We start from the raw sequence: 22,971 nt of genomic DNA on the forward strand, positions 1-22,971 counted from the left end.
CACCGTGTAATCAAACAAGAAGGGAAATTAATGAAGATCAGTAAGAAGTTAGTCTGTTTAAGTCTGTCGGTTGTTTTGGGATTGTCCGTGCTGGTTGATGCCCATGCGCAACAAGTTCCAGTGGGCGATAAGCCATACAAGAACGATTTGACGTTGGTGGAAGGCAAACTTCGGAATGGCGATCTGGCCGGGGCGGTGGCCATATTGGATACCGTTATCGCGAAGTACCCAGATGCCGCAGAGGTATATTATGCAAAAGCGCTGCTTTTTGGTCAAGCAAGGAATTTGGAAGTCGCGATACCGCTGGCGCAAAAGGCGCTGACACTGGAGCCCAGAAACCTGCTTTTCGCCAATTATTTGGTGGAGCTCTATAAAGGTGCCGGTGATTTGATCTCGGCGATAGCTGTAGTCGATCAAGTTATCCTGCAGTACCCGGCAAACGCATCGCTTTACCGGGAGAAAATGCTACTGCTGCACGCGAGTAAGCAATCGGAACAATCTTTGGACGTTTACACGGATGCTGTGGATCGCTTTGGTGCCTCTGATACCTTGGACGTTATCAAAGCCGAAGTACTCGTGGATATGAAACGTGCCGATGAGGCCCAAGCCGTCCTGTTACCTTGGGTCAAGCACAACTCAGGTATTCGACAAGTGTACAGTACGTTGGCATATATTTATTTGGATAAAAAACAACCGAAGCAGGCACTTGACGTGTTGAAGAGAGGAGTGGAAAATACAAAAGACGATCTATTGTACCTTGATTTGGCAGACGCCTATAGCGCAGATAGAAAAAGTAAAATGGCCTTTGAATCGTTGAAGAAGGCCTTTGAGTCAGGCAATGTCGATTATGCAGATAAGTATCGAGCGATGTTTACTATGCTAAGCGGTACAAGCGGGTTTGAGCTGGATCAAATACAGGAACTGGCTAACATATTGGTGATCAAATATCCACGGGTAGCGGACAGCCATGTTGCGAAAGGGGATATTCTGTGGCGTCGCGGAAAATTACAGGAAGCGCGTTCCTTGTTTCTAACGGCTATCGGGATTAATAAAGGGCATATTGATGCTTGGCGGATGCTAATGAACGTGGAGCTCGCACTAAATGAGGCCGATCAGGCCATTGCACATGGATTTGAAGCGTTGGAAGCAAATCCTAATAATCCCATGCTTCTGTATTTTACCGGTTTAGCCTATATGGTGAAGGACGATAGTGAACATGCACGCAAAATGATGGAGTCTGCGCTTGACAATAGTGGTGAGGAAAATTCTTATTTACAGTCCCTGATCTATGCCGGTTTGGGCGACCTATATCATAAACTCAAGATGCCAGATGTGTCTGACGTGGCTTATGAAGAAGCCATAAAACTTGACAGCACGAATGCTACGGCGATGAATAACTATGCATACTACCTTTCAGAGCGAAACGAAAAGTTGGCATTGGCTGCGTCGCTGTCAAAGCAGTCGAACGAATTGGATCCTACATCCGCTACCTTTCAAGATACGTATGCATGGGTTTTATTCAAGCAGGAGAACTATAAGGAATCATTAAAGTGGATAGAGAAGGCGATCCGTGGTTCAGCACCGTCCGCCGTGCTTTACGATCACTACGGGGATATTTTGTATAAAAACGGAAATACGAAAGAAGCGGTAAAACAATGGGAGAAGGCGTTGTCGATGGATGGGAGCGGCGTGGATGCAGATAAGTTGAAATTAAAAATAGAGAAAAAGAGCTATGTGGAATAGAGGTTTAATTATCCTCCTATGTGGGTTGGGATTGCTGGCAGGAGGCTGTAAAACGAAGCAGCGTATAAAATTGCCTGATCAGGGGGCTCCAACGGCGGTGACAGCAGCTAACGAAGCCAGCATCAAAAGTTTCGAAATGAGTAATCTTGATTTCCATACATTTTCAGGAAGGGCCAAGACCAAGGTTGAACTAGATAAGCAGGTGCATGACCTCACGCTGAATGTGAGGATACAGCGGGATAAGGCTATTTGGATGTCCGTAACTGCGACGTTGGGTATCGAAGTGGCTCGGATCTTGATCACGCCAGATAGCGTTCAAATCTTAAACAAACTGGCGGGAGAGTACATTGCTAAACCATTTAGCTACATTTATCACTATACCAATCGGGGGGTTAACTTCCATACGCTGCAGGATTTGCTGATCGCAAATGTTTCCTCTAGCCTCTTGCGCAATAGTAGTATGCAGGTAGCTAGCGCCACTGACGAATTTATTGTCGTAGGACTAAAAGAACAACTGTCTTACCAGTACAGGATTAATAAAGCAAACCGGCCCTTTAATTTTGTGCTGCAGGAAGTTGGCGGATCGCAAAACCTAGAAGCTTTCTATAGCGATTATGCTATGTATGGTGGGTATAATTTTCCGAATAATACAACGTTGAATATCTTAGGCGACCAGATTTCCTTGAAAGCGAGCATATCCTACAATCGCGTCACGTTCAATGATGATGTAGCGATGCCCTTCTCGGTATCCGGACGCTACAAAGTGATAAATTAGTGACCACTAAGCAGAAAATCGCAAAATAATTGCGTGCTTAACAGGTATATCCTTATTTTTGTAGGCTAAATTTAAACCGATATAGAGAGAAAACGGTTCATGGATGTAAAAAAGATTATAGGTAGCTTCTTCGTGGTTTGGGTGTGCGGATTGACTTTGCTGCACGCACAGAGTAGCGCCGAACTCAAGAAGCAACGGGAAAAAATAGATGTGGAAATTGCGGAGCTAACCAAGGTGCTTCGCGCCAAGACACAAGAGAAATTACTTTCCCAAAGAGAGGTCAATGCATTGAGCCGACAACTGGATTTGCGGGAAAACAAGATAAGCACCATCAACGCGGAACTGCGGATTATCCATGCCAATATTCGTACGAATACGCAAAAGGTGGATCAGCTGAAGGCAGAGCTGGAGAAAATGCGTAAAGATTATGAAAAAATGATCCTTTTTGCTTTTCGAAATAAGAACGGATACAATAAATTGATGTTTATTTTCGCTTCGAAGGATTTCAATCAGGCATTCAAACGGGTGAAATATTTACAGCAGTTTAATGATGCCAGAAAGATAAAAGCAGCCGAAATTGAAGCCACAAAGAAGGAGATCGAGTTGAAGATAGCGCAGTTGGAGCGCGATAGGCAAACGCAAAACCAATTGTTGAAGGAACAACAGGCTGAGCGCGCAATTATCGAAAAAGATCGCAGGGCCCATGCCAATGAACTGAGCCAGTTGCGTCGGGAAGAGTCTAGCTTTAAGGGACAGCTTACAAAGAAACAGCAGGAGAAGAAACGTATCGACGCGATGATCCAGACGGCGATCCGCAGGGAAATCGAAGAAGAGCGGAGGAGAGCAGAGGAGGCACGCCGCAAAGCAGCAGAAGCTGAAGCCAAACGAACAGGTAAAACTGTTGAAGAGGTGGAGAAGAAGACCCCGCGAAAATCTGATAGCGAAATACTGCGCTCCACGCCGGAAGCAGCCAAACTCTCGGCGGATTTCAAATCCAATCGAGGACGTCTGCCTTGGCCAGTAGCGCAGGGTAACATTGTGCGTAACTTCGGTTTTGAAACGGTAGAGCGCAATGTACGTATCGATAACTCTGATGTGGCCATTCGGACTTCAACCAATGCGGCGGTGAAGGCCGTTTTTGAAGGTGAGGTGGTACAGGTTATCGGTAGTTTCGTTGTTATCAAGCATGGCGAGTATTTCACCTCTTACTCAAACCTGAAGAGCGTAGCCGTCAGAAAGGGGCAGAAGGTAAATCGGGGACAACAAATTGGCTCTGCGGATGAAGATGCCGATGCCGGATACTCGGTTGTCAATTTCGGGGTGTTCCAAGGGCAAACGGCGATGAACCCGTCATCTTGGCTAGCAAAATAGTTACAGGGATTTAAAAAATTAAATTATATATTTGTAATACGCTGATAATGAAAGCAGCGTTAAGAAATTAAAACTATGTACACATCGGGATTATTATTTATCGGGACGCAGGAGATTATCATCATCGTGGTTTTAGTATTATTACTTTTTGGTGGTAAGAAAATTCCAGAGTTGATGCGTGGTCTGGGACGTGGAGTGAAAGAGTTCAAAGACGGTCAACGAGACGAACAGAACAACGAAACCAAAAACAATACAACAAACAACACGACCAACAGTAATACACATAACTAGTGTCTTGCGTGTAAAAAAATAGAGAGTTTCTGGTGCAAAACCTGAAACTCTTTTAATTTTTATAGCAACCTATACTAATGAACATTAATTGACGTTTTACTAAGCATGTGGAACGTATCGAAAATCACAGACCTTTTGACCGTGCATTGTTCATGAAATAACGACGTATGAAGAAAATCCATTTATGGGTACTGCCGTTTTGTGCCCTGAGCTGGCTACAGCCAATCCAAGCGCAAGATATGGCATTCACAGAAAATGAAGAATATCCCCTGCATTTGAAGGAGCTTGCCAGCATCCAACGCGAAGCTATCTTTTCGGGTATAGATTCTTTAAAAAAACTCTCTCACACCGATCCTATCCATACTGCCGAAGATTCTTTGATATTTCATCGGATGCGTAAAATCCAGAAGACCATTCCCCTGGCCCTCAATGAAAAGATCAAATTTTACATTGAAAAATATGTTTCCCGGAATTACAACCCTTATATGAGTAAGCTCCGTGGACTATCCGAACATTATTTTCCTATTTACGAGGAAATTCTCGCCGATAGCCAGCTTCCCGATGAAATCAAATATATATCTATTGTGGAGTCTTCTTTAGACCCGCATTTGGTGTCGCGATCTGGAGCTGTGGGGCTGTGGCAGTTTATGTATGCTACGGCAAAGGGCTACGACCTAACCATGGATAGTTATATTGACGAGCGTAAAGATCCGTATGCTGCCTGCTATGCAGCGAGCCGATATTTTAAAGAGGCCTATGACGAATTCAATGATTGGCTGCTAGCCTTAGCCTCCTATAATTGTGGGCGTGGAGCTGTGCGGCGTGCCATCGAACGATCGGGGCTGGATAATCCAGATTTTTGGCAGCTTTCTCCTTATTTGCCAGAGGAAACGCGAAACTACGTGCCGAAGTTTATAGCGATGACGTATACCATGAAACATGCCGATGCATATGAGATCGTTGGATCGGAAACAGATTTTACGTGGTCGGCAAAACCTATCATGCTGCAGAATAATGTTGATTTGAACCGTGTCGCAGATGCTATTCATGTACCGCTCTCCACGTTAAAGATGTTCAATCCTTCGTTCAAAAAAAATATCATCTTAGCTAGTGTCGATAAGCCTAAGCGGCTGATCTTGCCTGAAACATCGGAACGAAACGATAGCTTGTTATATGCCGCTTTGAACAACGTTTTGGCTCCGGGTGCGGATATTGAACCGACTGGACTTTTGGCGTCCAAAAGCTCTACACACTATACGGCGAGGCGGGGCGAGTCGTTGGCGTCCGTATCCCATAAATTTGGCGTCAGCGTTCAAGATTTAAAGGCTTGGAATGGCTTGTCTAACAACACGCCAATTGTCGGGAAATCCTTGATCATACAAAAAGAAGAACGCTTAGCAAGCCGCAATAATCAACCTACAGCTGCCAAGACGCGTAATGTCGTAGCCTATACCACCTATACCGTTCGGAAAGGCGACACCCTTTCCCATATTGCAAATAGATTCAAAGGCTGTACTGTAAGCCAGATTAAATCGGATAACAATCTGCACGGAAGCGCCTTGAAAATTGGGCAAAAGTTAAGGATTAAAAAGATATAGATAAAAAAGGTGCAGCTAGGAGAGCCAAGCTGCATCTTCTTTATGATCAAACTCTTCCAATTCCACTTCTACATGTTCTTTCAATATAGTCGATAGTTTTAAGCCATAATAGTCGCTAAAGAGCGGGAACTGATGGTGTGAACGATCGATAAGTACCGCTGTGCGCATTTTCTTCAAAGGGACGTCGAGAAACATACCTAAGCCATAAGCCAATGTCCTTCCGCTGTTCAATACATCATCGATCAGGATAATAACTTTGTCTTTGGCGATCTCTAATGTCCCGTCTGTTGTTGCTTCCAAACTCCGTTTTGTTTTGGCTATATTGATCCTTAACAGATCAAATGTTTTCCCGGGTGCGATACGCATCAGTATCTCCTGAAGCCGTTGCGCGAATACATAACCCCGATCAGCAATCCCCACCAGTAAAATGGAGTCTTCTTCGAAATTGTCTTCCAAAATTTGGTAAGCGATACGGATAGATTTCTGACGAATTTGCTCTTTATCCAAGATAAGCGTTCTTTTATTAGACATGTTGGATGCTTTGTGTACAGCGTTAAAAATACGAAATCTTTTAAATAAATATCCAGGAGCGAGGATGTTTCGGTAGAGTTTATGCTTGTACAACAAAAAAGGTCTGGATTTCGAAATCCAGACCTTTTATGCTATGGTGAAATATGGAAACTAATTCAAGTTTTTATTGTCGTCATCCAATTCTGCATTTGCAGTCATTGTTCCCGGTTCTTCAATAGGTCTTCCCCCATTGTAATAATAGCGTTTCCAATAAGCTTCATTAAGATTGCTTACCATAACGCCGCGGCTGGAAGAAGCATGGGCAAATTTGTCATCGCCCAAATATACGCCAACATGTGTGATCTGTCTGCTTCGGATCTTAAAAAACACCAAGTCGCCAGGCTGCAAGTCATTTTTACGTACCTGCTTAACATTGGCATATTGATTGCGGCTATTGTAACCGATCGTGGTGTTGAAAACATTCTCATAGACTGCAAGGGAAAATTTGGAGCAGTCAATACCTTTTTTCGAATCCCCGCCCAAGCGATAAGGTGTTCCTACCCACTCGTAAACAAATTGATAAAGCTTCGTGTTTGCCATGGCATTCGAAGCAACACCCATGATTTGGGAAAAGTATTCCTTTGCTAAGTTATCGGGATCGGAAGAGGTGGTTTTGGTTTTGGTTGATTGTGCCTGCGACACTAGACATAAGCCTATGAAGAGCATTCCTGCTACTAGTTTCTTTGTATTCATTTGTTCGCTTTAATTACAACTTCTTTATACACTGTCTTGTATTTTCTACAGGACTGAAGCAAAACTAATACATAATGGCTACCCTTCCAAACATTTTCTTGATTATTTAATGACAATTTAACGAATTTTAACATTTTAATTTATATACTAAAATCGATCAATTTACGTTCAGTCAAATGTTCCATGAACCTCAAGACTGGACTACATCTTGATAAATCTTCAAAAAAAATGAAAAATAATTTGATATATATAAAAATTAACACTTATCTTTAAAAAGTTTTTAAAAGACCATGTACAAGCACACTATTATTACATCCATTATTATTACCACCGGCATAACGAAGCGGAGGAAGTAATTCTATTGTATAAATAAGTGTACACAGCATATAGAGCCTTCCTCCATCGGGGAAGGCTTTTTTATTGAAACACACTATTTTAAAATTATAAAAAAGCAAGCATGAAAGTATTAAAGTTCGGTGGAACATCAGTAGGTACGGTGGAGAGCATCAGCGCAGTACTGGAGATTGTTAAAAAATCCTACGACAACGGCGAGAAGCCGTTGGTTGTGTTGTCCGCAATGTCCGGCGTAACAAATCTGCTCACCAAGATGGCTGAACATGCGGCAACGCGCCTCCCTTTCGAAGATGATCTAAAGTTTTTGGAAGACCGACATTTCGAGGTGGTGAAGAAGCTGATCGCCGTAAAATTTCAAAATCCGGTCTTCACCAAGTTGAAACTCATGCTCAACGATTTGGAAGAAATCCTTCAGGGGGTGAGTGCTTTGAAAGAACTAAGTGCACAAAGTAAAGACCTGATCGTATCTTTCGGCGAACGCTTTTCCAATTATATGGTGTCAAAAGTGATGGAACAATATGTCGCACAAACGGAATTTATCGATGCAGCCTATTATGTGAAAACCGATTCGAATTTTGGACATGCACAGGTAAATGAGGAGCTTACGCAACAATTGATTCAATCCTTGTCCCATAGCCATGCCGATAAACTACTGTTCGTAACGGGCTTTATAGGTTCCAACGATAAGGGTCGAGTGACTACCTTGGGTCGTGGCGGGTCCGATTATACAGCCGCCATCTTTGGGGCTGTGTTGCAAGCATCGACCATCGAGATCTGGACCGATGTAAATGGCATGCTTACCGCAGACCCTCGTATCGTAAAGAAGGCTTTTTCTCAAAGCGTTCTTTCCTACACCGAAGCGATGGAGCTTTCCTACTTTGGCGCAAAGGTTATTTATCCGCCCACGATGATCCCGGCTTTTTTAAAGAAAATCCCGATTGTGATCCGAAACACTTTTGAACCTGATTTTCCCGGTACCACCATCCAATTCGAAAGTGGCAAATCGACTTTTCCAATAAAAGGCATATCGTCGATATCCGATATTTCAGTGATCAATCTATCCGGAAGCGGTATGATTGGAAAATCGGGCTTTAGTGGGCGGTTATTTACCTTATTGGCGCGCGAGCAAATTAATGTGGTGCTGATCACACAATCGTCCTCCGAGCATAGCATCACGTTTGCGGTAAATCCGGATGATGCGCCGAAAGCGGTGGATTTAATAAAAGCGGAATTTGAACTGGAATTGGAGGCGAACAAACTGCAGGTGCCGGTAGTCGAAGAGAATCTCTCGGTGTTGGCCATCGTCGGTGAGAATATGAAACGTACACCGGGCATGTCTGGACGCTTGTTTTATGCGTTGGGCCGAAATGGGATCAATGTACGGGCCATTGCACAGGGATCCTCCGAACTGAATATTTCCGTGATCATCGGCAAGGAGAATTTGGGCAAGGCGTTAAATGCCGTGCATGATGCTTTTTTTGCTCAACTTAAAAAGACCCTATATGTATTCAATTTGGGTACGGGCAATATAGGTGCCACGCTGTTTAGGCAGATTGCCGAGCAGCATAACTTCCTCTTGGAAAACAATGATATGGAGATCAAAGTGGTAGGCATTTCCAACTCGAGAAAAATGGTTTTCGATGTAGAGGGAATCGATCTAGGCAGTTGGACAGATACCTTGGAAGCCAGCGGCGAGGTAGCTGATCTAGCCCTGTTTATAGATCGTATGCGAACCATGAACCTTCCAAACTGCGTGTTCATCGATAATACGGCGAGCAAACTGCCGTCTACTTATTACGAGGAAATATTCAAAGCTAATATTTCGATTGTAACTTGCAATAAAATCGCGAATTCGGGAACCTATGCCCAGTATCAGCTGTTGCATGAAACAGCGCGTAAACACGGTGTGGATTTCTTCTACGAAACGAACGTGGGGGCTGGATTGCCGATTGTACGGGTACTAAAAGATCTAATGCTGAGTGGGGACCGCCTTGTGAAGATCGAGGCCATCCTTTCTGGAACGATTTCCTATATCTTTAACAACTTTGTAGGCGAGGCTTCTTTTTATGAAACGGTGAAACAAGCGCAAGCGTTGGGCTATACGGAGCCCGACCCTCGCGATGACCTCGGAGGGGTAGATTTTATGCGGAAAATGCTTATTCTAGCCAGAGATGCTGGCTACGCCCTCGAGCCGGAAGACGTAGACTTGGGCGCTATCTTGCCGCAGGCTTGTCTAGCGGCTTCTTCGGTCGATGACTTCTATGCCGAACTTCTGAAAGCCGATAGCTATTTCAATAGCCTTAAAGAACAGGCCGCTAGCGAAGGGAAGGTGATCCGTTATGTCGGGAAGCTGGAGAATGGCCACGTATCGATCGCACTGGAGATGGTGGACGATAGCCATCCGTTCTATGCATTATCCGGAAGCGACAATATCATCTCCTTTACGACAGAGCGCTATAAAGAACGTCCATTGGTCGTCAAAGGCCCGGGGGCAGGTGCCGAGGTAACGGCTGCAGGTGTATTTGCGGATTTAGTAAATGTTGGAGCATAAAAAATAGGTTATGGAACTGGAAAAAAAACAATATCAAATAGATTTTAGCAAAATACGCGATCGCGTTCGGGTTTTTGCTCCCGCGACTGTCGCCAATATGATCTGTGGATTCGACATATTGGGCTTTGCTGTAGACGAACCTGGCGATGAAGTAGCGATGTACCGCGTGGCTGAACCTGGCGTCCGTATTCGTTCAATCGCGGGAGACGATGGCAGGTTGCCGCTAGACGCAGACAAGAATACGGTGAGTGCATGCGTAAAAATGTTGTTAGCGCATTTGGGGTTGGAGAACGAGCTTGGCGTAGAGATCGAGTTAACGAAACATATGCCTATTGGTAGCGGATTGGGATCTAGTTCGGCCAGTACGGTAGCGGGTCTCTTTGCAATCAATAATCTATTGGGCGACCCGCTTTCAAAAGCGGAGCTGATGCCTTTTTGCGTAGAGGGTGAACGGATTGCTTGCGGCCACGGGCACGCTGATAACGTGGCTCCCGCATTGATGGGCGGGATCACGCTGATCCGAGGCTATAGTCCTTTGGACGTAATTGACCTGCCCGTGCCAAATGAACTGTATGCGGGTATCGTATTTCCGCAGGTAGATGTGCCGACGCGTGATGCACGGCAGCTGATCAAGCAAAAGGTGCTGTTGAAAGATGCCGTAACGCAGTGGGGTAATATAGCTGGACTCATTGCAGGGCTGTACGAATCGGATTATAAGTTGATCAGCCGAAGCATGCAGGATGTGTTGATCGAACCGACGCGCGCCATTCTTATCCCAGAATTTTACGAGATGAAACGCATCGCACTATCCGCAGGGGCGTTAAGTTTCGGTATTTCGGGTTCCGGCCCGTCAGTGGTGGCCATCACCCGGGGAAGAGATGTTGCAGAACGTGCCACCGCAGAAATCCAACAACACCTAACCGGATGCGATATCGATAGCCTGAAATATGTTTCCGCCGTGAACATCGGCGGTCCCAAGGTTTTAGGATAGTCATTTTTTAAAGCAAAAAAATATTAGATAATAATGAAATTATATAGTACCAACAATAAAGATTTACGTGTCTCTTTTCAAGAGGCGGTCTTCCACGCACTGCCGCAGGATAAAGGCTTGTACATGCCGGAGGTTATCCCGACGCTAGATTCCGCGTTTATCCGCCATATCCAACAGTACTCCTTGCCAGAAATAGCTTTCCATGTAGCCCATGCATTGATTGGCGATGCAATTCCCTCGGCCGACCTCAAAGCGATTATTGCCGATGCCATCAATTTCGATGCCCCCGTTCGGTTTTTAGATGCCGAGCAAGCGGTACTGGAGCTATTTCACGGTCCATCCTTTGCTTTCAAGGATTTTGGTGCGCGCTTTATGAGCCGTGTGATGGGATACTTCTCTAAGCAGGGCGATCAACTGCTGGATGTGCTGGTGGCAACATCGGGGGACACCGGAGGAGCTGTGGCGCTCGGATTTTTGGGTGTAGAGGGTACGCGGGTAACCATTCTTTACCCCAAAGGAAAGGTGTCAAAAGTACAAGAAGATCAACTGACGACCAACGGAAAAAATATTCGTGCACTCGAAGTGGACGGTACCTTTGATGACTGCCAGGCTATGGTAAAGACAGCCTTTAGTGACGAAGACCTGAACAGGACTTTGCGTTTGACATCGGCCAATTCCATCAATATCGCGCGCCTGATACCGCAAACTTTCTACTATTTCTGGGCCTACGCCCAGCTGAAGTCGCAAGGGGCAGGCGATGTTGTTTTCTCTGTGCCGAGCGGAAACTTTGGAAATATTGGAGCTGGTCTTTTAGCCTATAAAATGGGGCTCCCCGTGCAGCACTTTGTCGCCGGGACAAATGTGAACGATACTGTTCCACGGTATTTGACGGATGGTCAGTATCTACCCCAACCCTCTATACAAACGCTGGCCAACGCCATGGATGTGGGCAACCCGAGCAATTGGGTGCGCATACAAGATCTTTTTGACCAGGATATCGATTCTATACGGCAAGTTGTTTCCTCCTACACGTTCACGGACGAGCAGACCAAGCAGGCTATGGACGAGCTGTTTGCGCAATATGCCTATGTCGCCTGCCCGCATACCGCCATCGCTTATCTCGCAGCTAAGCAGTACAGAAACGAACACCCAGGAAGTTATGCATCGGTGTTTTTATCGACAGCACATCCCTGTAAATTTCCAGACGCGATACCTGCAACCGCTTTTCAAGCCGTTAAACTTCCCGAAGGAGCCGAGGCTTTAGCAGGAAAAGAACGTAGGGTCACGGAAATTGGTGTAGACTACGAAGCCTTTAAAACGTACTTACTGGACAACAGGTAGCATCTTGCGAATGTTCTTCTATAAAAAAATTTGGTCTTTTCCTACGCGAACTACAAAAGGTATGACTTATTTTTGCAGCAATGGATAAAATAACCCTTCACCGAGGAAAAGATAAAGCGGCTTGGCAGCTGCATCCTTGGGTATTCTCTGGAGCAATCGCCAAAATGACAAGAAAGCCCGCCAATGGTGCCGTGGTAGAGGTCTATAATGCCGATGAAGAATTTATCGCTTTCGGCGTGTATAATGCGATGTCACGTGTCGCTGTCCGCTTGCTGGAGTGGCACCCAGAGCGTGTTATCGATGATCGTTGGTGGCGCGACCGGATACAGCGTTCCGTTGATATGCGTAAGCATTTGTTAACCATGGATAATACGACGGTGCGGTTGGTCTTTGCCGAAGCGGATTTTTTACCGGGGTTAATTGTGGATAAGTATGGTGACTTTATCTCCATACAAGTGCATTCCTCGGGCGTAGAGACGGTAAAAGACGTCGTTATTGACGAACTGGTTAAGCAATTGAAACCAAGAGGGATCTATGAGCGTAGTGACTTGAAATCACGGGAGCATGAAGGCTTGGCGGATGCCAATGGCCTCTTGTATGGCGAAATGCCTCCCGCGTTTGTGGAGGTCATCGAAAACGGTATTCGCTATCAAATTAATATCGTGGAAGGGCAAAAGTCAGGTTTCTATTGCGACCAACGGGATAACCGATGGCTCACGGCCCGATATACGAAAGGAAAGCGCGTGTTGGACGGCTTCTGCTATTCTGGAGGGTTTACGTTAAATGCTTTTCAGCAGGGAGCTGCGGAGGTTGTGTCAGTAGATAGTTCGGCCTTGGCGATCGAAACGTTGAAGCGCAACCTGTCAGCAAATGGTTTTGGCGAGGTCGTGCACCATGCCGTGCAATCCGATGTCAATAAATACTTGCGGCAGTTAGGCGATGCGGGAGAGAAATTTGATGTAATCGTGCTGGACCCCCCTAAGTACGCGCCTTCCCGATCGGCATTGGATAAAGCGTCGCGCGCCTATAAAGATTTGAACCGTCGCGGCCTGATGCTGTTGGAAAGTGGCGGTTTGCTGGCTACATTTTCGTGCTCTGGCGCGATGGACATCGACACCTTTAAACAGGTTGTTGCTTGGGCGGCGCTCGATGCAGGAAAGGAGATTCAATTTATCCGACAGTTTACACAACCGGAAGATCACCCTATTCGGGCCTCGTTTCCCGAGGGCGAATATTTAAAAGGTTTGTTGGTAAGGGTTGTTTAACGACCCTTACCAATTTCTTGCGTTACGTAGGACCGAAAATAGCCGCACTCCCGAATCACTTCTTGATAATATTTGGTGTCAGCGTAATCGTTTTTTAGCGTTTGAAAGCCCGCCCAGTCCTTAAACATCGTTTGTTTCGCATCTGCCCAATAATAATCGTCGGCTTGCAGGTACTGTTGCCGGTAGAAGTTATTCCGATCTACTTTAGCCAATAAGTAAGACACTTTTGCGCGTTGCTCGTTATCTTGAGCAGCATGAAACGCCTTTTCATAATACTTTTTTGCGTTGGACATGCCCAAAATATAGGGTTGGTTTTTCGTGGAAATGTAATTGCCGTATTCGGCGATAATCGCATTATAATAGAAAACACGTGCATTGCCGAAGAAAGAAGTATTGTAATAAGCATTCCCTAGCAACAGGGCGTTGGCGTACAGATCGGTGCCCTGATCGACATTTTGCTTTAGCTCCTGCACCTTCCGCAGAAAGTCAAGCTTTGTGTATTTGACCTTCTGCGGTGCTGCATGGTCACAATCATTACAATCCTTAATCTTTCCATTGAATGGGTTGCCCCGCAATACGGCATTGTTGTAATGCATATCATTATAGCCACGATCGTTTCGCATCCGTGGTGACGTAGCGCGCTCCATCAAATCGATCGCCTCGTCGATATGGTCTTGGTAATAGGCGTATATCGCTCGACTTTCATAGATATCGCTCAAGTTGTAAGGGTACAGTGTTGCAAATAGGGTGTTCCATCCGCTTTTGTTTTCTTGCAGTAGAAATTGTACCATCCGATCGCCGAGTTCTTCGTTATCATAAAAACCCTTTTTGCTATCAAGCAACTCCGCCATAAGCGGATTGTCGTTTTTAGTATACACTGCCGAAAGGGCTGTTTTTATCCAGCTGGAAGCGTACTCATAGCGGAAGGACGGGATAAGTACAGAATCTTTGGGCACCTCGTGGTATAGCCATGTAAGCTCAGGAAGCAGCTCTTTTTCGTTTTTTGCACTGACATGGCCGAGCTGTGAAATGTTGTTGAGCAAGTTGAATAGACGAATTTGAGCGGCAACCAATGGCTTGCCTCGCCCAAAGCGCTTCGCTTTGGAATAGGCGACTTGGGCAACGTCATGTTCGTTGCACAACATGTTGATGTATCCGTAAGCAAGGTAAGCAAGCCCGGGATTATGCAACTTTCTAGGCTGCTTCAATATCTCTCCCAGCCAGTTAAGTGTCTCTTTATCTATTTGGCTTGCATCCCAAGTAGCGTTGCTCTTTTGCACGTTGTAGTAGTCGGTTACCTTCGATTCCTCTGCATTCACCCAGCGGGTGAGTAAAAAATCGAGATGCGGACTGTTTGCCTGAATGGCGTAGATGCGCTTCATGGCCTCGGCTGCATCATGGTAATAGCCATTCATGGCTACCATGCTGGCCTGTACAGCTTTGCTGTCAACCCGTTGTAGTGCTTGATGGAGAGAGTCCGTGGAAAGCGGTCTAAAGTTATATAGTGCTTCGTGTCGTTTGCTGGGCGCATCGTTGAAGATGGAGGCAAAGAGTGCATTGGATTTATCGTAGGCTGATTGCTGGTAGTAGGCGCCCGCTACATAGCCTAGTGCACGATAATACAGATCGTTTTTGGGCTGTTTGTTAGCGCTGGCTTCGAAAAATGGAATGACACTGCCACGATCGTTGGAGTAGAATTTTGCTTTCAATACCTGAAACCAAATCCGGTTGGCGAAGAAAGCATCCGGCTTTTCCAGGTTTTGGTAAAAAGTCTCGATGTCCGCCACAAGAGACGGTTGGGTTTGAACAACGATACGGTCTTCATAATCCCAAGAGGAAAAGGTTGTTGTAGAGGAAGCTTCCACTGCCTTGGCATAATGTAAAAACTGTACAAAGTTCTGTGCTTTTTTCGAGGCGAGAAGGCCTGGTTGCTGCGTCGCATCTCCTTGTAGCGCTCGGTAAAGCTGCTCGATCTCTGCCGCGGCCGAGTCGTTCAGCAGGTAAAATGCGATCTTGTTTTTGGGAAATGCAGAACCAAGGTAGTGTTGCCAGTCCAGCAGGATATCTTCTCGGTCCTTTTCGATATACTCCAGCTGTGCATAGTCGTAAAATTTTTCTTCAGGAGCGTAGAACAGGGGCTTGTAGGATTTGTCGGCGAATGCCTCGGGCGTAAAGGAGGATACATAGGAATAACCCCACCATCCATCCGCGCAGCCGTATACGTATATGCCCGTGCCTAGGGCCATGAAGCTAGCGGAAGCGAGAAGCAATTTCTTGAAAAAAGTCTTTTCCATGGCGACGGATATTCGTTTGATCTAAATCGTAAAATATGATTTCAGTAGGCTGTTGTGTAAGGTGCTTTTTAAGGTCGCTGGCCATTTCCAGCAACATCTTGGGATCTACACTTTCCAGCTTTATCTCATCTCCCAAAGCAAATAGTTGACCAAAATATGTTCCTGCACGGGTTATTTTGTATTTTCCGCCTTCCGTTTTTTCAGACGTAGGTAGGGCAGCTACTTCCTGTTCTTCCAAACGATTGATCAGGTTGACAACCTTCCCATGACGGAGGTGTACACCCCAGCCGAATATGGGCAAGGCAACCTTCAGGGGCAAAGGGTATTTGGCTAGACTTGAAATGTACCTTTTTGCCGTATTCCTATCGTAGATCGAATTGGATTGATTCGCTGAAATTGTTCCCATGTTATAGTACATAAGCACGCCATAATCGACGGGTGGGATGCCTGTTTTTTCGAAGTACTTCACTTGGTGCAACCGTATTGTACAGGAGAGGACACCCTTCCATTTCGTCTTCAGCTCCTTCACCAGCAAAAAAAAAGCGTCTTTGCTCTTTAAGCTCCAATCGCAGTCGAGCTGAAGTTCCGGTGTGGTTACGCCATAATGGTCGTTTATCTGTACGATGTATGCCAGGATACGATCTGCAAGGAGCGGGACATCGGTGGCTGGACTTAACAGCACTTCATTTTTGATGTAAACAACGGGTACGATTTCTTGCTTTGGTATTTTTTTGAAGACAATAGCGCTGATTGGAAAAGGCTTTCCCTGCGTTAGACCCACATCAAAGTAACGGATATATATCCGCCTGCTTTGGTTATCTTGTAATGCCTGCTCTTCGGCTTCACTTGGTTTAAATGACGTTTTCCAATAATAGAAGGATACGTCCACGGGCTTGGAGGAAGGTGTGCAACAGCCACATAACAGGATCAGGATAGCCCAGCATATTCTCATATGCGTACAAAGCTAGCTATTTTTGCGGCCCATGCGATGGACAGTGCTTAAAAAAAACGCTGTATCTGTTGGCGCGGCCATAGGATACAACGTTTTCTATATTACTTGATTAAATCCAGCCAAGCTTGAGCCATCAGGTTGGCGCCTGCCATGGACGTATGCACGCCATCGGTTGTCCAATAGTCGCCCGACCCTCTTTCTGCTGCTTTATCGAACACAGTCTGATAGGGGAGGAAAACAGCTTTAAATTCTTCGGCAATCTCCTTCGCTGCCTGCTGATATCCCAAAAAATCGGGGTACCAATCGTCTTTTACATGTTTCACTCCTTTTACACCGAAAGGTTCCCCTATGATAAGTTTCACATGTGGTAGTGCCTTGTAGGTGGTTTCGAGCAATTGCCGATATTGCTCTTTGTACTGTGCCGGACTATTGCTGGCACCGCTATCTTTCGTGCGCCAAAAATCATTGACGCCAATGAGGATACTGAGTATTGTCGGCTTTAGCTGGAGCGTATCCTCTTCCCAGCGTTTAATCAGATCTGGAACCCTGTTGCCGCTAATGCCTCGGTTATAGACCTTGATGTGTTTATTTGCATACTTATTGAGCAAGGTGCTGCCCGCCAGCAATGCATAGCCATGGCCAAAAGCTGCGGTATCGTTTGCCATTGTTTGTTCTCGTTTGCGACCGGCGTCGGTAATGGAGTCGCCTTGAAACAGGATGATGTCATTTGCCTGTACAGCGATCTTGCCCGTAGGCTTTGGTTTTGTCTCCGTTGCCAGCAGCCTTTCAGCACCCAATGTGGCAGCGCCCAATGAGAGTAGGCTTTTCGTTAAAAATTTTCTTCTTGATTCCATAGGTTTACAGCTGTTTATATGTATTCTAAAATAATATTTTAGCAGAACTTTTCAATGGCTGTACGAATAATTTTACAGGCATCCTCTATTTCTTGAAAGGAGATAGTTAGGGGAGGCGCGATGCGCAATGCAGTTTCGCAATGCAAGTACCAGTCAATCATGACGCCCTGGTTCGCGCAGTAGCTACTTACCGAGCATACTTGGTCAAAGGATTCCAGTTGTAAGCACATCATCAGTCCAAGTCCACGGATCTCCTTGACCTTTGGGCTAGCCAGTAGTTCGCGGAATCGGGCAGCTTTAGCGGGAACGTCGGCAAGCAATTGTTCTTCTTGTATCACCTTTAGCGATGCGCGTGCTGCAGCACAGCTAAGCGGGTGGCCACCAAAAGTGGTGATATGTCCGAGCATGGGGTTGTCTTTGATCACATCCATTATCTCTTTTCGTGCGATGAAAGCGCCAAGTGGCATGCCACCACCTATCCCTTTAGCCAGCATCAGTATGTCCGGAACGATATCAAAATGTTCAAAAGCAAACATCTTTCCCGTCCTGCCAAAGCCGGTCTGTATCTCATCAAAAACCAATAGCGCCCCCGTTTCATCACATTTCTCCCGTAGCGCCCGGATATAGGCCACATCTGGCACGCGAACGCCAGCTTCACCTTGCACAGCCTCGATGATGACGGCTGCGGTATCGCTCGTAATCTTCTCCAGCGAGGCTTGATCGTTAAAGCGAATGAAGTCGATCTCCGGTAGTAAAGGGGCATATGCCGTGCGGTAGTCTTCGTTTCCAATTAGGCTCAGTGCACCCTGGGTGCTGCCGTGATAGGCGTTCTCAGCAGCTATGATTTGGCGGCGACCGGTAAACTTTTTAGCGATTTTCATTGATCCTTCTACCGCTTCTGCACCACTATTGGTGAAATAAACCGATTCAAATGTTCGGGGTAGTATCGTCAAAAGCTCGCTGGCGAAATAAACTTGTGGCGCTTGCACAAACTCTCCATATACGGTGACATGAAGGTACTTGTCCAACTGCTGTTGTATAGCATCCAGAACCTTAGGATGTCGATGCCCGATATTGCTGACGTTGAAACCCGACACGAGATCCATGTAACTTTCGCCATTTATGCCATAAAGGTAAATCCCTTCTGCCCGCTCCACTTCGATAAGTCGGGGAGAGGACGAGGTTTGTGCGGTATTTTGTAAGAAAAGTTCTCTATTACTGATCATCACTTGTATAAAGAAACAAAAATAGCTATTATCTTATTAGAAACACAAGCTGCTTGGTAGCAATACGTGGAACGATTACCATTCATAAAAAAAGAAGCTAAACCTAGCTTCTCTTATCTGTTTCTTCGCTGTAACTCTTTATAAAGGAGTTCTCTGAAATTTTGCTCGATCTCAAAAAACTGGGAGGCTCGCGAGTTGCCGATCACCTCGGCGAATTTCTTGCGGTATTCTTTTTTCACCTCCAGTTCTTTTGCATCATAAGACAATACGTCGCGTCTAGCTGTGCCATTGAATGAGCTGGCTCCACGTGGTGCATCGCCTGATGCGCCGGTTTTTTCCGATTTCAAAGCCCACATTTCCTTGTTATATTGATTATAAACCGGAAAAAAGCGTTGGGCCTCAGCTTGGGAGAGGTTTAGTTCTTTGGTGATGTATGCTACTTTTTCGTTTTCTATTGCTGCAAAGCGTTTGGAATCACGCTGTTGGGCGCTTAGACAAAACACACCAAAAAGCAACATACTGAACGTGATGGATAAATGTTTTAAACGTAACATTATAGCGTGTAATTTAAATAGTCTTCGATATCATCTTCTTTAATCTTACTGCAAACGCCTTCCGACTCTGCAGGCTGGTAGATATATTCCATGATATAGAGCACATCATCATTTCCTTTAGAAGATGTGAGGTAATTGATGATTTCCTCCTCTTCAATGGCGGCCAGGTGTGAAGCCGTAACATCCACTTGGTTATGATCAATTACGGCATTATAGGATGCCGTTCCAAGTACTGTCGCTACGCAGGCCGCTGCGGCATATTGGATCCAGCGTTGTGCCCGTAACTGGCGTACCGGTCTTTCTGCTGACACACTTTCTGACGCGTTTGCACCTAGGCTTGCGCTGATGCTGCTCCTTAACGCTTCAAAATACTTGGGCGGTATAGCGAATCCATCTGATGGAATTTTGCTGCGGAGATCTTCTTCAAAAATATGGGTTTGAATTCGATCACCTAACGATTCGAAATAGCCAGCGGGCACTATGAAGTTTTCCTGCTCTTGAAAAGCCGATTCAACGGTTATGCGTGATTGGATTTTGTCTTGAAGCGTATCGAAATAGTTTTTGGGCGTTGTCCACGATTGGACTTCTTCTTTTGGGTTCGTAAGCGCGATCTGGGCAGTAACAAGCTCGGTTAAGTGGGCGAAGTATCCTTCAGGGACAACAAATGGCTGCTTCTCTGGCGGCACCTTTCCTTCCAGACTAGCCTGGGCGATAAGCATCGATTCGAGTCCATCGAAATAACCTGTAGGAACTGAAAAAGGATTTACACGCAGCGATTCCGGTAGATTTTGGCCTTCCATTCCTTCGTGATATGTGTTATTTTCCTTCATAGTCTATTTTAGAGTAGTGCATGCGGTAAAGGTTTAATCATTCGAGGAAAAAAAGTACTCTATTTTTTTTACAGCCAAATGATAGGATGCTTTCAACGCGCCAACACTAGTTCCCAGAATTTCTGAAATCTCGTCATACTTCAGGTCTTCAAAATATTTCATGTTAAATACCAACCGTTGTTTTTCAGGAAGCGTCAATAGCGCTTGCTGTAGTTTCATTTGCGCCTTGTCGCCACTAAAATAACTTCCTTCCGCCAAGGTGTCTGCCAAATAAGCAGAACTGTCGTCGTCCAACGACAGGTTCCGCTTCTGCTTTTTCTTATTTAAAAAAGTAATGCACTCATTGGTGGCAATCCGATACAGCCAAGTGTACAGTTGGGCGTCTTCCCTGAATTTTTCCAAGTTGCGCCACACCTTAATGAATACATCTTGCACCACATCGTCCGCATCGTCATGGTCAATGACCATCCGGCGCACGTGCCAGTATATTTTTTGTTGGTATTTTTGAAGTAAATAGCCAAACGCCTCCTCGCGTGTGCGTTCATCAGCAAATTTTGATATGATTAAGGCGTCTTCCATTTATGCTTTAAAATGTTATTTCCTAGCGATTACTTTACGTGCGGCAGCAACAATGGAGCTTGCATTCAAGCCATATTTTTCCATCAGTTGCGTTGGCGTTCCTGACTCTCCGAAGCTATCGTTCACCGCCACAAACTCCTGTGGGGTCGGGTTTTTAGTGGCCAACAATTGTGCCACGCTATCTCCCAAACCGCCAAGTCTGTTGTGTTCCTCTGCCGTAACAACACAACCAGTTTTAGTCACTGAGTTTAAAACAGCTTCCGCGTCCAGTGGCTTAATCGTATGGATATTGATAATTTCCGCATGAATGCCTAACTTTTCTAATTCCTCACCCGCTTGGATGGCTTCCCACACTAAATGGCCTGTCGCGATGATCGTGACGTCGGAACCCTCGTTCAGCATAACAGCTTTACCAATTTCAAACGTTTGGTCTGCAGGAGTGAAGTTTGGTACAACAGGGCGACCGAAACGAAGGTAAACAGGTCCTTCGTAGTTGGCGATAGCCATCGTAGCAGCTTTTGTTTGATTAAAATCACAGGGGTTGATGACGGTCATGCCTGGCAGCATTTTCATCAGCCCTATATCTTCTAGGATCTGGTGTGTAGCGCCATCTTCACCAAGGGTAAGGCCAGCATGCGAAGCGCATATTTTTACGTTTTTGTCGGAATAGGCTATGGATTGACGGATTTGATCGTAAACCCGGCCGGTAGAGAAGTTGGCAAAGGTGCCCGTAAATGGGATTTTTCCGCCAATTGTCAAGCCAGCCGCGATTCCCATCATGTTTGCTTCGGCAATACCAATCTGGAAGAAACGTTCCGGAAATTCCTTGATGAAGTCGTTCATTTTTAGCGATCCGATAAGATCCGCACATAGCGCAACTACATTTTCATTTTGTTTTCCCGCTTCCAATAGTCCTGCACCGAAACCTGAACGTGTATCTTTTGATTCGGTATATGTATATTTTTTCATTCTTTTAGCATTATGCAGTACATCGTCGCGCTATGGTATTCGTTTGGAAACGAATGCTTAGGGATGATGCACGAGGGTCTAATATCTGGTTAATAATCTCCGATGGTTCTTGGCAGCTGGTTTAAGGCGAGCTCCAATTGTTCGTCGTTCGGCGCCACACCGTGCCATTTGTGCGATCCCATCATATAATCGACGCCATTGCCCATTTCGGTGTGCAATAGAATAACGACGGGTTTTCCTTGGCCGGTTCTAGATTTCGCTTCTTCAATACCCTCGATCACAGCAGTCATATCGTTCCCTTTTTCTATATCCAATACATCCCATCCAAACGCTTCCCATTTTGCGCGAAGGTTTCCAAGCGATAATACTTGTTCTGTAGAGCCGTCTATCTGTGCACCGTTGTAATCTACGGCTGCGATCAAGTTGTCAATTTTGTTATGCGGAGCATACATGGCCGCCTCCCAAACTTGTCCTTCCTGCAATTCACCATCACCCATCAATACGTATATCAAGCTGTTGTCTTTGTTGAGTTTTTTTGCCTGCGCAGCACCAATGGCAACCGATAATCCTTGTCCTAAAGATCCTGACGCAATACGGATACCAGGAAGATTTTCGTGTGTGGTAGGGTGCCCCTGCAAACGAGAGTCGATTTTTCTAAATGTACTTAATTCACTTGCCGGGAAATAGCCCGCACGTGCCAATGTACTATAGAAAACCGGTGAAATGTGACCATTGGACAAGAAGAATAGATCCTCATTGACACCATTCATGTTGAAGCTGGGGTCGTGTTTCATCGCATGGAAGTAAAGGGCTACAAAGTAATCTGTACAACCCAGCGAGCCTCCTGGATGACCAGATTGACAAGCATGTACCATACGAACGATGTCTCGTCTTACCTGTGAAGCGATCTGTTCAAGTTTGTTGATATCTGCACTCATTTTTTATATAATGTTTCGATTATTTTAAGGGTAAAGGTAATGATTTTTAATTGTGTAGATGACAAAAATGAGCACTAAAATCCCAAAAACAGTAGCCCAAAACAGGTTGTCGTACGCTTATTCTCTTGAACGTCGTCAGTCGACGGCAGCCTGCAGGATAGGTAAAACGAATTAGTGCAGCACAAAAAAAGGAAGACCACGTCTTCCTTTTTCTATAAAATAACTTGTGTTT

At 45.5% G+C, this 22,971-nt stretch carries 20 protein-coding genes; 9 read left to right on the plus strand and 11 right to left on the minus strand.

Features of this window, described 5'->3' with window-relative positions:
- Positions 1–30 precede the first annotated feature (30 nt).
- From IE165_RS14805 to IE165_RS14825, 5 genes are all read left to right on the plus strand, one after another.
- Positions 31–1,743 carry a tetratricopeptide repeat protein gene (locus tag IE165_RS14805; protein WP_189627420.1) on the plus strand — a complete coding sequence of 571 codons (1,713 nt, stop codon included), beginning with the start codon at positions 31–33 and terminating at the stop codon, positions 1,741–1,743.
- Positions 1,733–2,518, plus strand: coding sequence for a lipoprotein insertase outer membrane protein LolB1 (lolB1, locus tag IE165_RS14810; protein WP_189627421.1), 786 nt, complete (start codon positions 1,733–1,735; stop codon positions 2,516–2,518). Before IE165_RS14805 ends, lolB1 begins: the two co-directional genes overlap by 11 nt.
- Before the next feature lie 99 nt (positions 2,519–2,617).
- Positions 2,618–3,889 carry a murein hydrolase activator EnvC family protein gene (locus IE165_RS14815; protein ID WP_189627422.1) on the plus strand — a complete coding sequence of 424 codons (1,272 nt, stop codon included), beginning with the start codon at positions 2,618–2,620 and terminating at the stop codon, positions 3,887–3,889.
- A gap of 75 nt (positions 3,890–3,964) precedes the next feature.
- Complete coding sequence (locus IE165_RS14820) at positions 3,965–4,180, plus strand: twin-arginine translocase TatA/TatE family subunit (protein ID WP_189627423.1); 216 nt, start codon at positions 3,965–3,967, stop codon at positions 4,178–4,180.
- Positions 4,181–4,347: 167 nt separating this feature from the next.
- A complete protein-coding gene (locus IE165_RS14825) occupies positions 4,348–5,778 on the plus strand; it encodes a lytic transglycosylase domain-containing protein (RefSeq protein ID WP_189627424.1) in 1,431 nt (476 codons plus the stop codon).
- A gap of 15 nt (positions 5,779–5,793) precedes the next feature.
- Here IE165_RS14825 and IE165_RS14830 read toward each other — a convergent pair whose 3' ends face one another.
- Together IE165_RS14830 and IE165_RS14835 are read right to left on the minus strand one after the other, a co-directional pair.
- Positions 5,794–6,309: a phosphoribosyltransferase family protein gene (locus IE165_RS14830; RefSeq protein WP_189627425.1), complete on the minus strand. Its 516-nt coding sequence runs from the start codon at positions 6,307–6,309 to the stop codon at positions 5,794–5,796.
- Between the two features lie 150 nt (positions 6,310–6,459).
- Positions 6,460–7,041 (minus strand): C40 family peptidase, encoded by a 582-nt coding sequence (locus IE165_RS14835; protein WP_189627426.1) that lies wholly within the window; start codon positions 7,039–7,041, stop codon positions 6,460–6,462.
- Between the two features lie 457 nt (positions 7,042–7,498).
- Between IE165_RS14835 and thrA the strand changes: the two genes are divergently transcribed.
- The 4 genes from thrA to IE165_RS14855 all read left to right on the plus strand — a co-directional run bounded on the left by thrA (position 7,499) and on the right by IE165_RS14855 (position 13,543).
- Positions 7,499–9,946, plus strand: a complete 2,448-nt coding sequence (gene thrA / locus IE165_RS14840; RefSeq protein WP_189627427.1) for a bifunctional aspartate kinase/homoserine dehydrogenase I — start codon at positions 7,499–7,501, stop codon at positions 9,944–9,946.
- Positions 9,947–9,956: 10 nt separating this feature from the next.
- Positions 9,957–10,937: a homoserine kinase gene (locus tag IE165_RS14845; RefSeq protein ID WP_189627428.1), complete on the plus strand. Its 981-nt coding sequence runs from the start codon at positions 9,957–9,959 to the stop codon at positions 10,935–10,937.
- Between the two features lie 33 nt (positions 10,938–10,970).
- Entirely contained in the window at positions 10,971–12,278 is a 1,308-nt protein-coding gene (gene thrC / locus IE165_RS14850; RefSeq protein WP_189627429.1) for a threonine synthase, read from the plus strand.
- 80 nt (positions 12,279–12,358) lie between these two features.
- Positions 12,359–13,543 carry a class I SAM-dependent rRNA methyltransferase gene (locus IE165_RS14855; protein WP_189627430.1) on the plus strand — a complete coding sequence of 395 codons (1,185 nt, stop codon included), beginning with the start codon at positions 12,359–12,361 and terminating at the stop codon, positions 13,541–13,543.
- On the opposite strand, the gene IE165_RS14860 is transcribed toward IE165_RS14855, so the two are convergent.
- From IE165_RS14860 to IE165_RS14900, 9 genes are all read right to left on the minus strand, one after another.
- Positions 13,540–15,837 (minus strand): hypothetical protein, encoded by a 2,298-nt coding sequence (locus IE165_RS14860; protein ID WP_189627431.1) that lies wholly within the window; start codon positions 15,835–15,837, stop codon positions 13,540–13,542. The genes IE165_RS14855 and IE165_RS14860 overlap by 4 nt on opposite strands.
- On the minus strand, positions 15,794–16,789 hold the full coding sequence (locus tag IE165_RS14865; RefSeq protein WP_189627432.1) for a hypothetical protein: 996 nt from the start codon (positions 16,787–16,789) through the stop codon (positions 15,794–15,796). The genes IE165_RS14860 and IE165_RS14865 overlap by 44 nt, the downstream gene beginning before the upstream one ends.
- A gap of 101 nt (positions 16,790–16,890) precedes the next feature.
- Positions 16,891–17,643: an SGNH/GDSL hydrolase family protein gene (locus IE165_RS14870; RefSeq protein WP_189627433.1), complete on the minus strand. Its 753-nt coding sequence runs from the start codon at positions 17,641–17,643 to the stop codon at positions 16,891–16,893.
- Positions 17,644–17,681: 38 nt separating this feature from the next.
- Positions 17,682–18,869, minus strand: a complete 1,188-nt coding sequence (locus IE165_RS14875) for an aspartate aminotransferase family protein (protein ID WP_189627434.1) — start codon at positions 18,867–18,869, stop codon at positions 17,682–17,684.
- Between the two features lie 113 nt (positions 18,870–18,982).
- Positions 18,983–19,423: a hypothetical protein gene (locus tag IE165_RS14880; protein ID WP_229826575.1), complete on the minus strand. Its 441-nt coding sequence runs from the start codon at positions 19,421–19,423 to the stop codon at positions 18,983–18,985.
- Positions 19,423–20,253 carry a hypothetical protein gene (locus IE165_RS14885; protein WP_189627435.1) on the minus strand — a complete coding sequence of 277 codons (831 nt, stop codon included), beginning with the start codon at positions 20,251–20,253 and terminating at the stop codon, positions 19,423–19,425. The genes IE165_RS14880 and IE165_RS14885 overlap by 1 nt, the downstream gene beginning before the upstream one ends.
- 33 nt (positions 20,254–20,286) lie before the next feature.
- Entirely contained in the window at positions 20,287–20,832 is a 546-nt protein-coding gene (locus IE165_RS14890; RefSeq protein WP_189627436.1) for an RNA polymerase sigma factor, read from the minus strand.
- A 15-nt stretch (positions 20,833–20,847) separates the two neighbouring features.
- Complete coding sequence (locus tag IE165_RS14895) at positions 20,848–21,801, minus strand: transketolase family protein (protein WP_189627437.1); 954 nt, start codon at positions 21,799–21,801, stop codon at positions 20,848–20,850.
- Positions 21,802–21,890: 89 nt separating this feature from the next.
- Entirely contained in the window at positions 21,891–22,739 is an 849-nt protein-coding gene (locus IE165_RS14900; protein WP_189627438.1) for a transketolase, read from the minus strand.
- Positions 22,740–22,971: the final 232 nt, after the last annotated feature.

It is taken from the genome of Sphingobacterium griseoflavum, assembly GCF_014653155.1.
Lineage (GTDB): Bacteria > Bacteroidota > Bacteroidia > Sphingobacteriales > Sphingobacteriaceae > Sphingobacterium > Sphingobacterium griseoflavum.

Coding starts and splice junctions, on each gene's coding strand:
- IE165_RS14805 (WP_189627420.1), top strand. CDS start 31: ATGAAGATCAGTAAGAAGTTAGTCTGTTTAAGTCTGTCGGTTGTTTTG.
- lolB1 (WP_189627421.1), top strand. CDS start 1,733: ATGTGGAATAGAGGTTTAATTATCCTCCTATGTGGGTTGGGATTGCTG.
- IE165_RS14815 (WP_189627422.1), top strand. CDS start 2,618: ATGGATGTAAAAAAGATTATAGGTAGCTTCTTCGTGGTTTGGGTGTGC.
- IE165_RS14820 (WP_189627423.1), top strand. CDS start 3,965: ATGTACACATCGGGATTATTATTTATCGGGACGCAGGAGATTATCATC.
- IE165_RS14825 (WP_189627424.1), top strand. CDS start 4,348: ATGAAGAAAATCCATTTATGGGTACTGCCGTTTTGTGCCCTGAGCTGG.
- IE165_RS14830 (WP_189627425.1), bottom strand. CDS start 6,309: ATGTCTAATAAAAGAACGCTTATCTTGGATAAAGAGCAAATTCGTCAG.
- IE165_RS14835 (WP_189627426.1), bottom strand. CDS start 7,041: ATGAATACAAAGAAACTAGTAGCAGGAATGCTCTTCATAGGCTTATGT.
- thrA (WP_189627427.1), top strand. CDS start 7,499: ATGAAAGTATTAAAGTTCGGTGGAACATCAGTAGGTACGGTGGAGAGC.
- IE165_RS14845 (WP_189627428.1), top strand. CDS start 9,957: ATGGAACTGGAAAAAAAACAATATCAAATAGATTTTAGCAAAATACGC.
- thrC (WP_189627429.1), top strand. CDS start 10,971: ATGAAATTATATAGTACCAACAATAAAGATTTACGTGTCTCTTTTCAA.
- IE165_RS14855 (WP_189627430.1), top strand. CDS start 12,359: ATGGATAAAATAACCCTTCACCGAGGAAAAGATAAAGCGGCTTGGCAG.
- IE165_RS14860 (WP_189627431.1), bottom strand. CDS start 15,837: ATGGAAAAGACTTTTTTCAAGAAATTGCTTCTCGCTTCCGCTAGCTTC.
- IE165_RS14865 (WP_189627432.1), bottom strand. CDS start 16,789: ATGAGAATATGCTGGGCTATCCTGATCCTGTTATGTGGCTGTTGCACA.
- IE165_RS14870 (WP_189627433.1), bottom strand. CDS start 17,643: ATGGAATCAAGAAGAAAATTTTTAACGAAAAGCCTACTCTCATTGGGC.
- IE165_RS14875 (WP_189627434.1), bottom strand. CDS start 18,869: ATGATCAGTAATAGAGAACTTTTCTTACAAAATACCGCACAAACCTCG.
- IE165_RS14880 (WP_229826575.1), bottom strand. CDS start 19,423: ATGTTACGTTTAAAACATTTATCCATCACGTTCAGTATGTTGCTTTTT.
- IE165_RS14885 (WP_189627435.1), bottom strand. CDS start 20,253: ATGAAGGAAAATAACACATATCACGAAGGAATGGAAGGCCAAAATCTA.
- IE165_RS14890 (WP_189627436.1), bottom strand. CDS start 20,832: ATGGAAGACGCCTTAATCATATCAAAATTTGCTGATGAACGCACACGC.
- IE165_RS14895 (WP_189627437.1), bottom strand. CDS start 21,801: ATGAAAAAATATACATATACCGAATCAAAAGATACACGTTCAGGTTTC.
- IE165_RS14900 (WP_189627438.1), bottom strand. CDS start 22,739: ATGAGTGCAGATATCAACAAACTTGAACAGATCGCTTCACAGGTAAGA.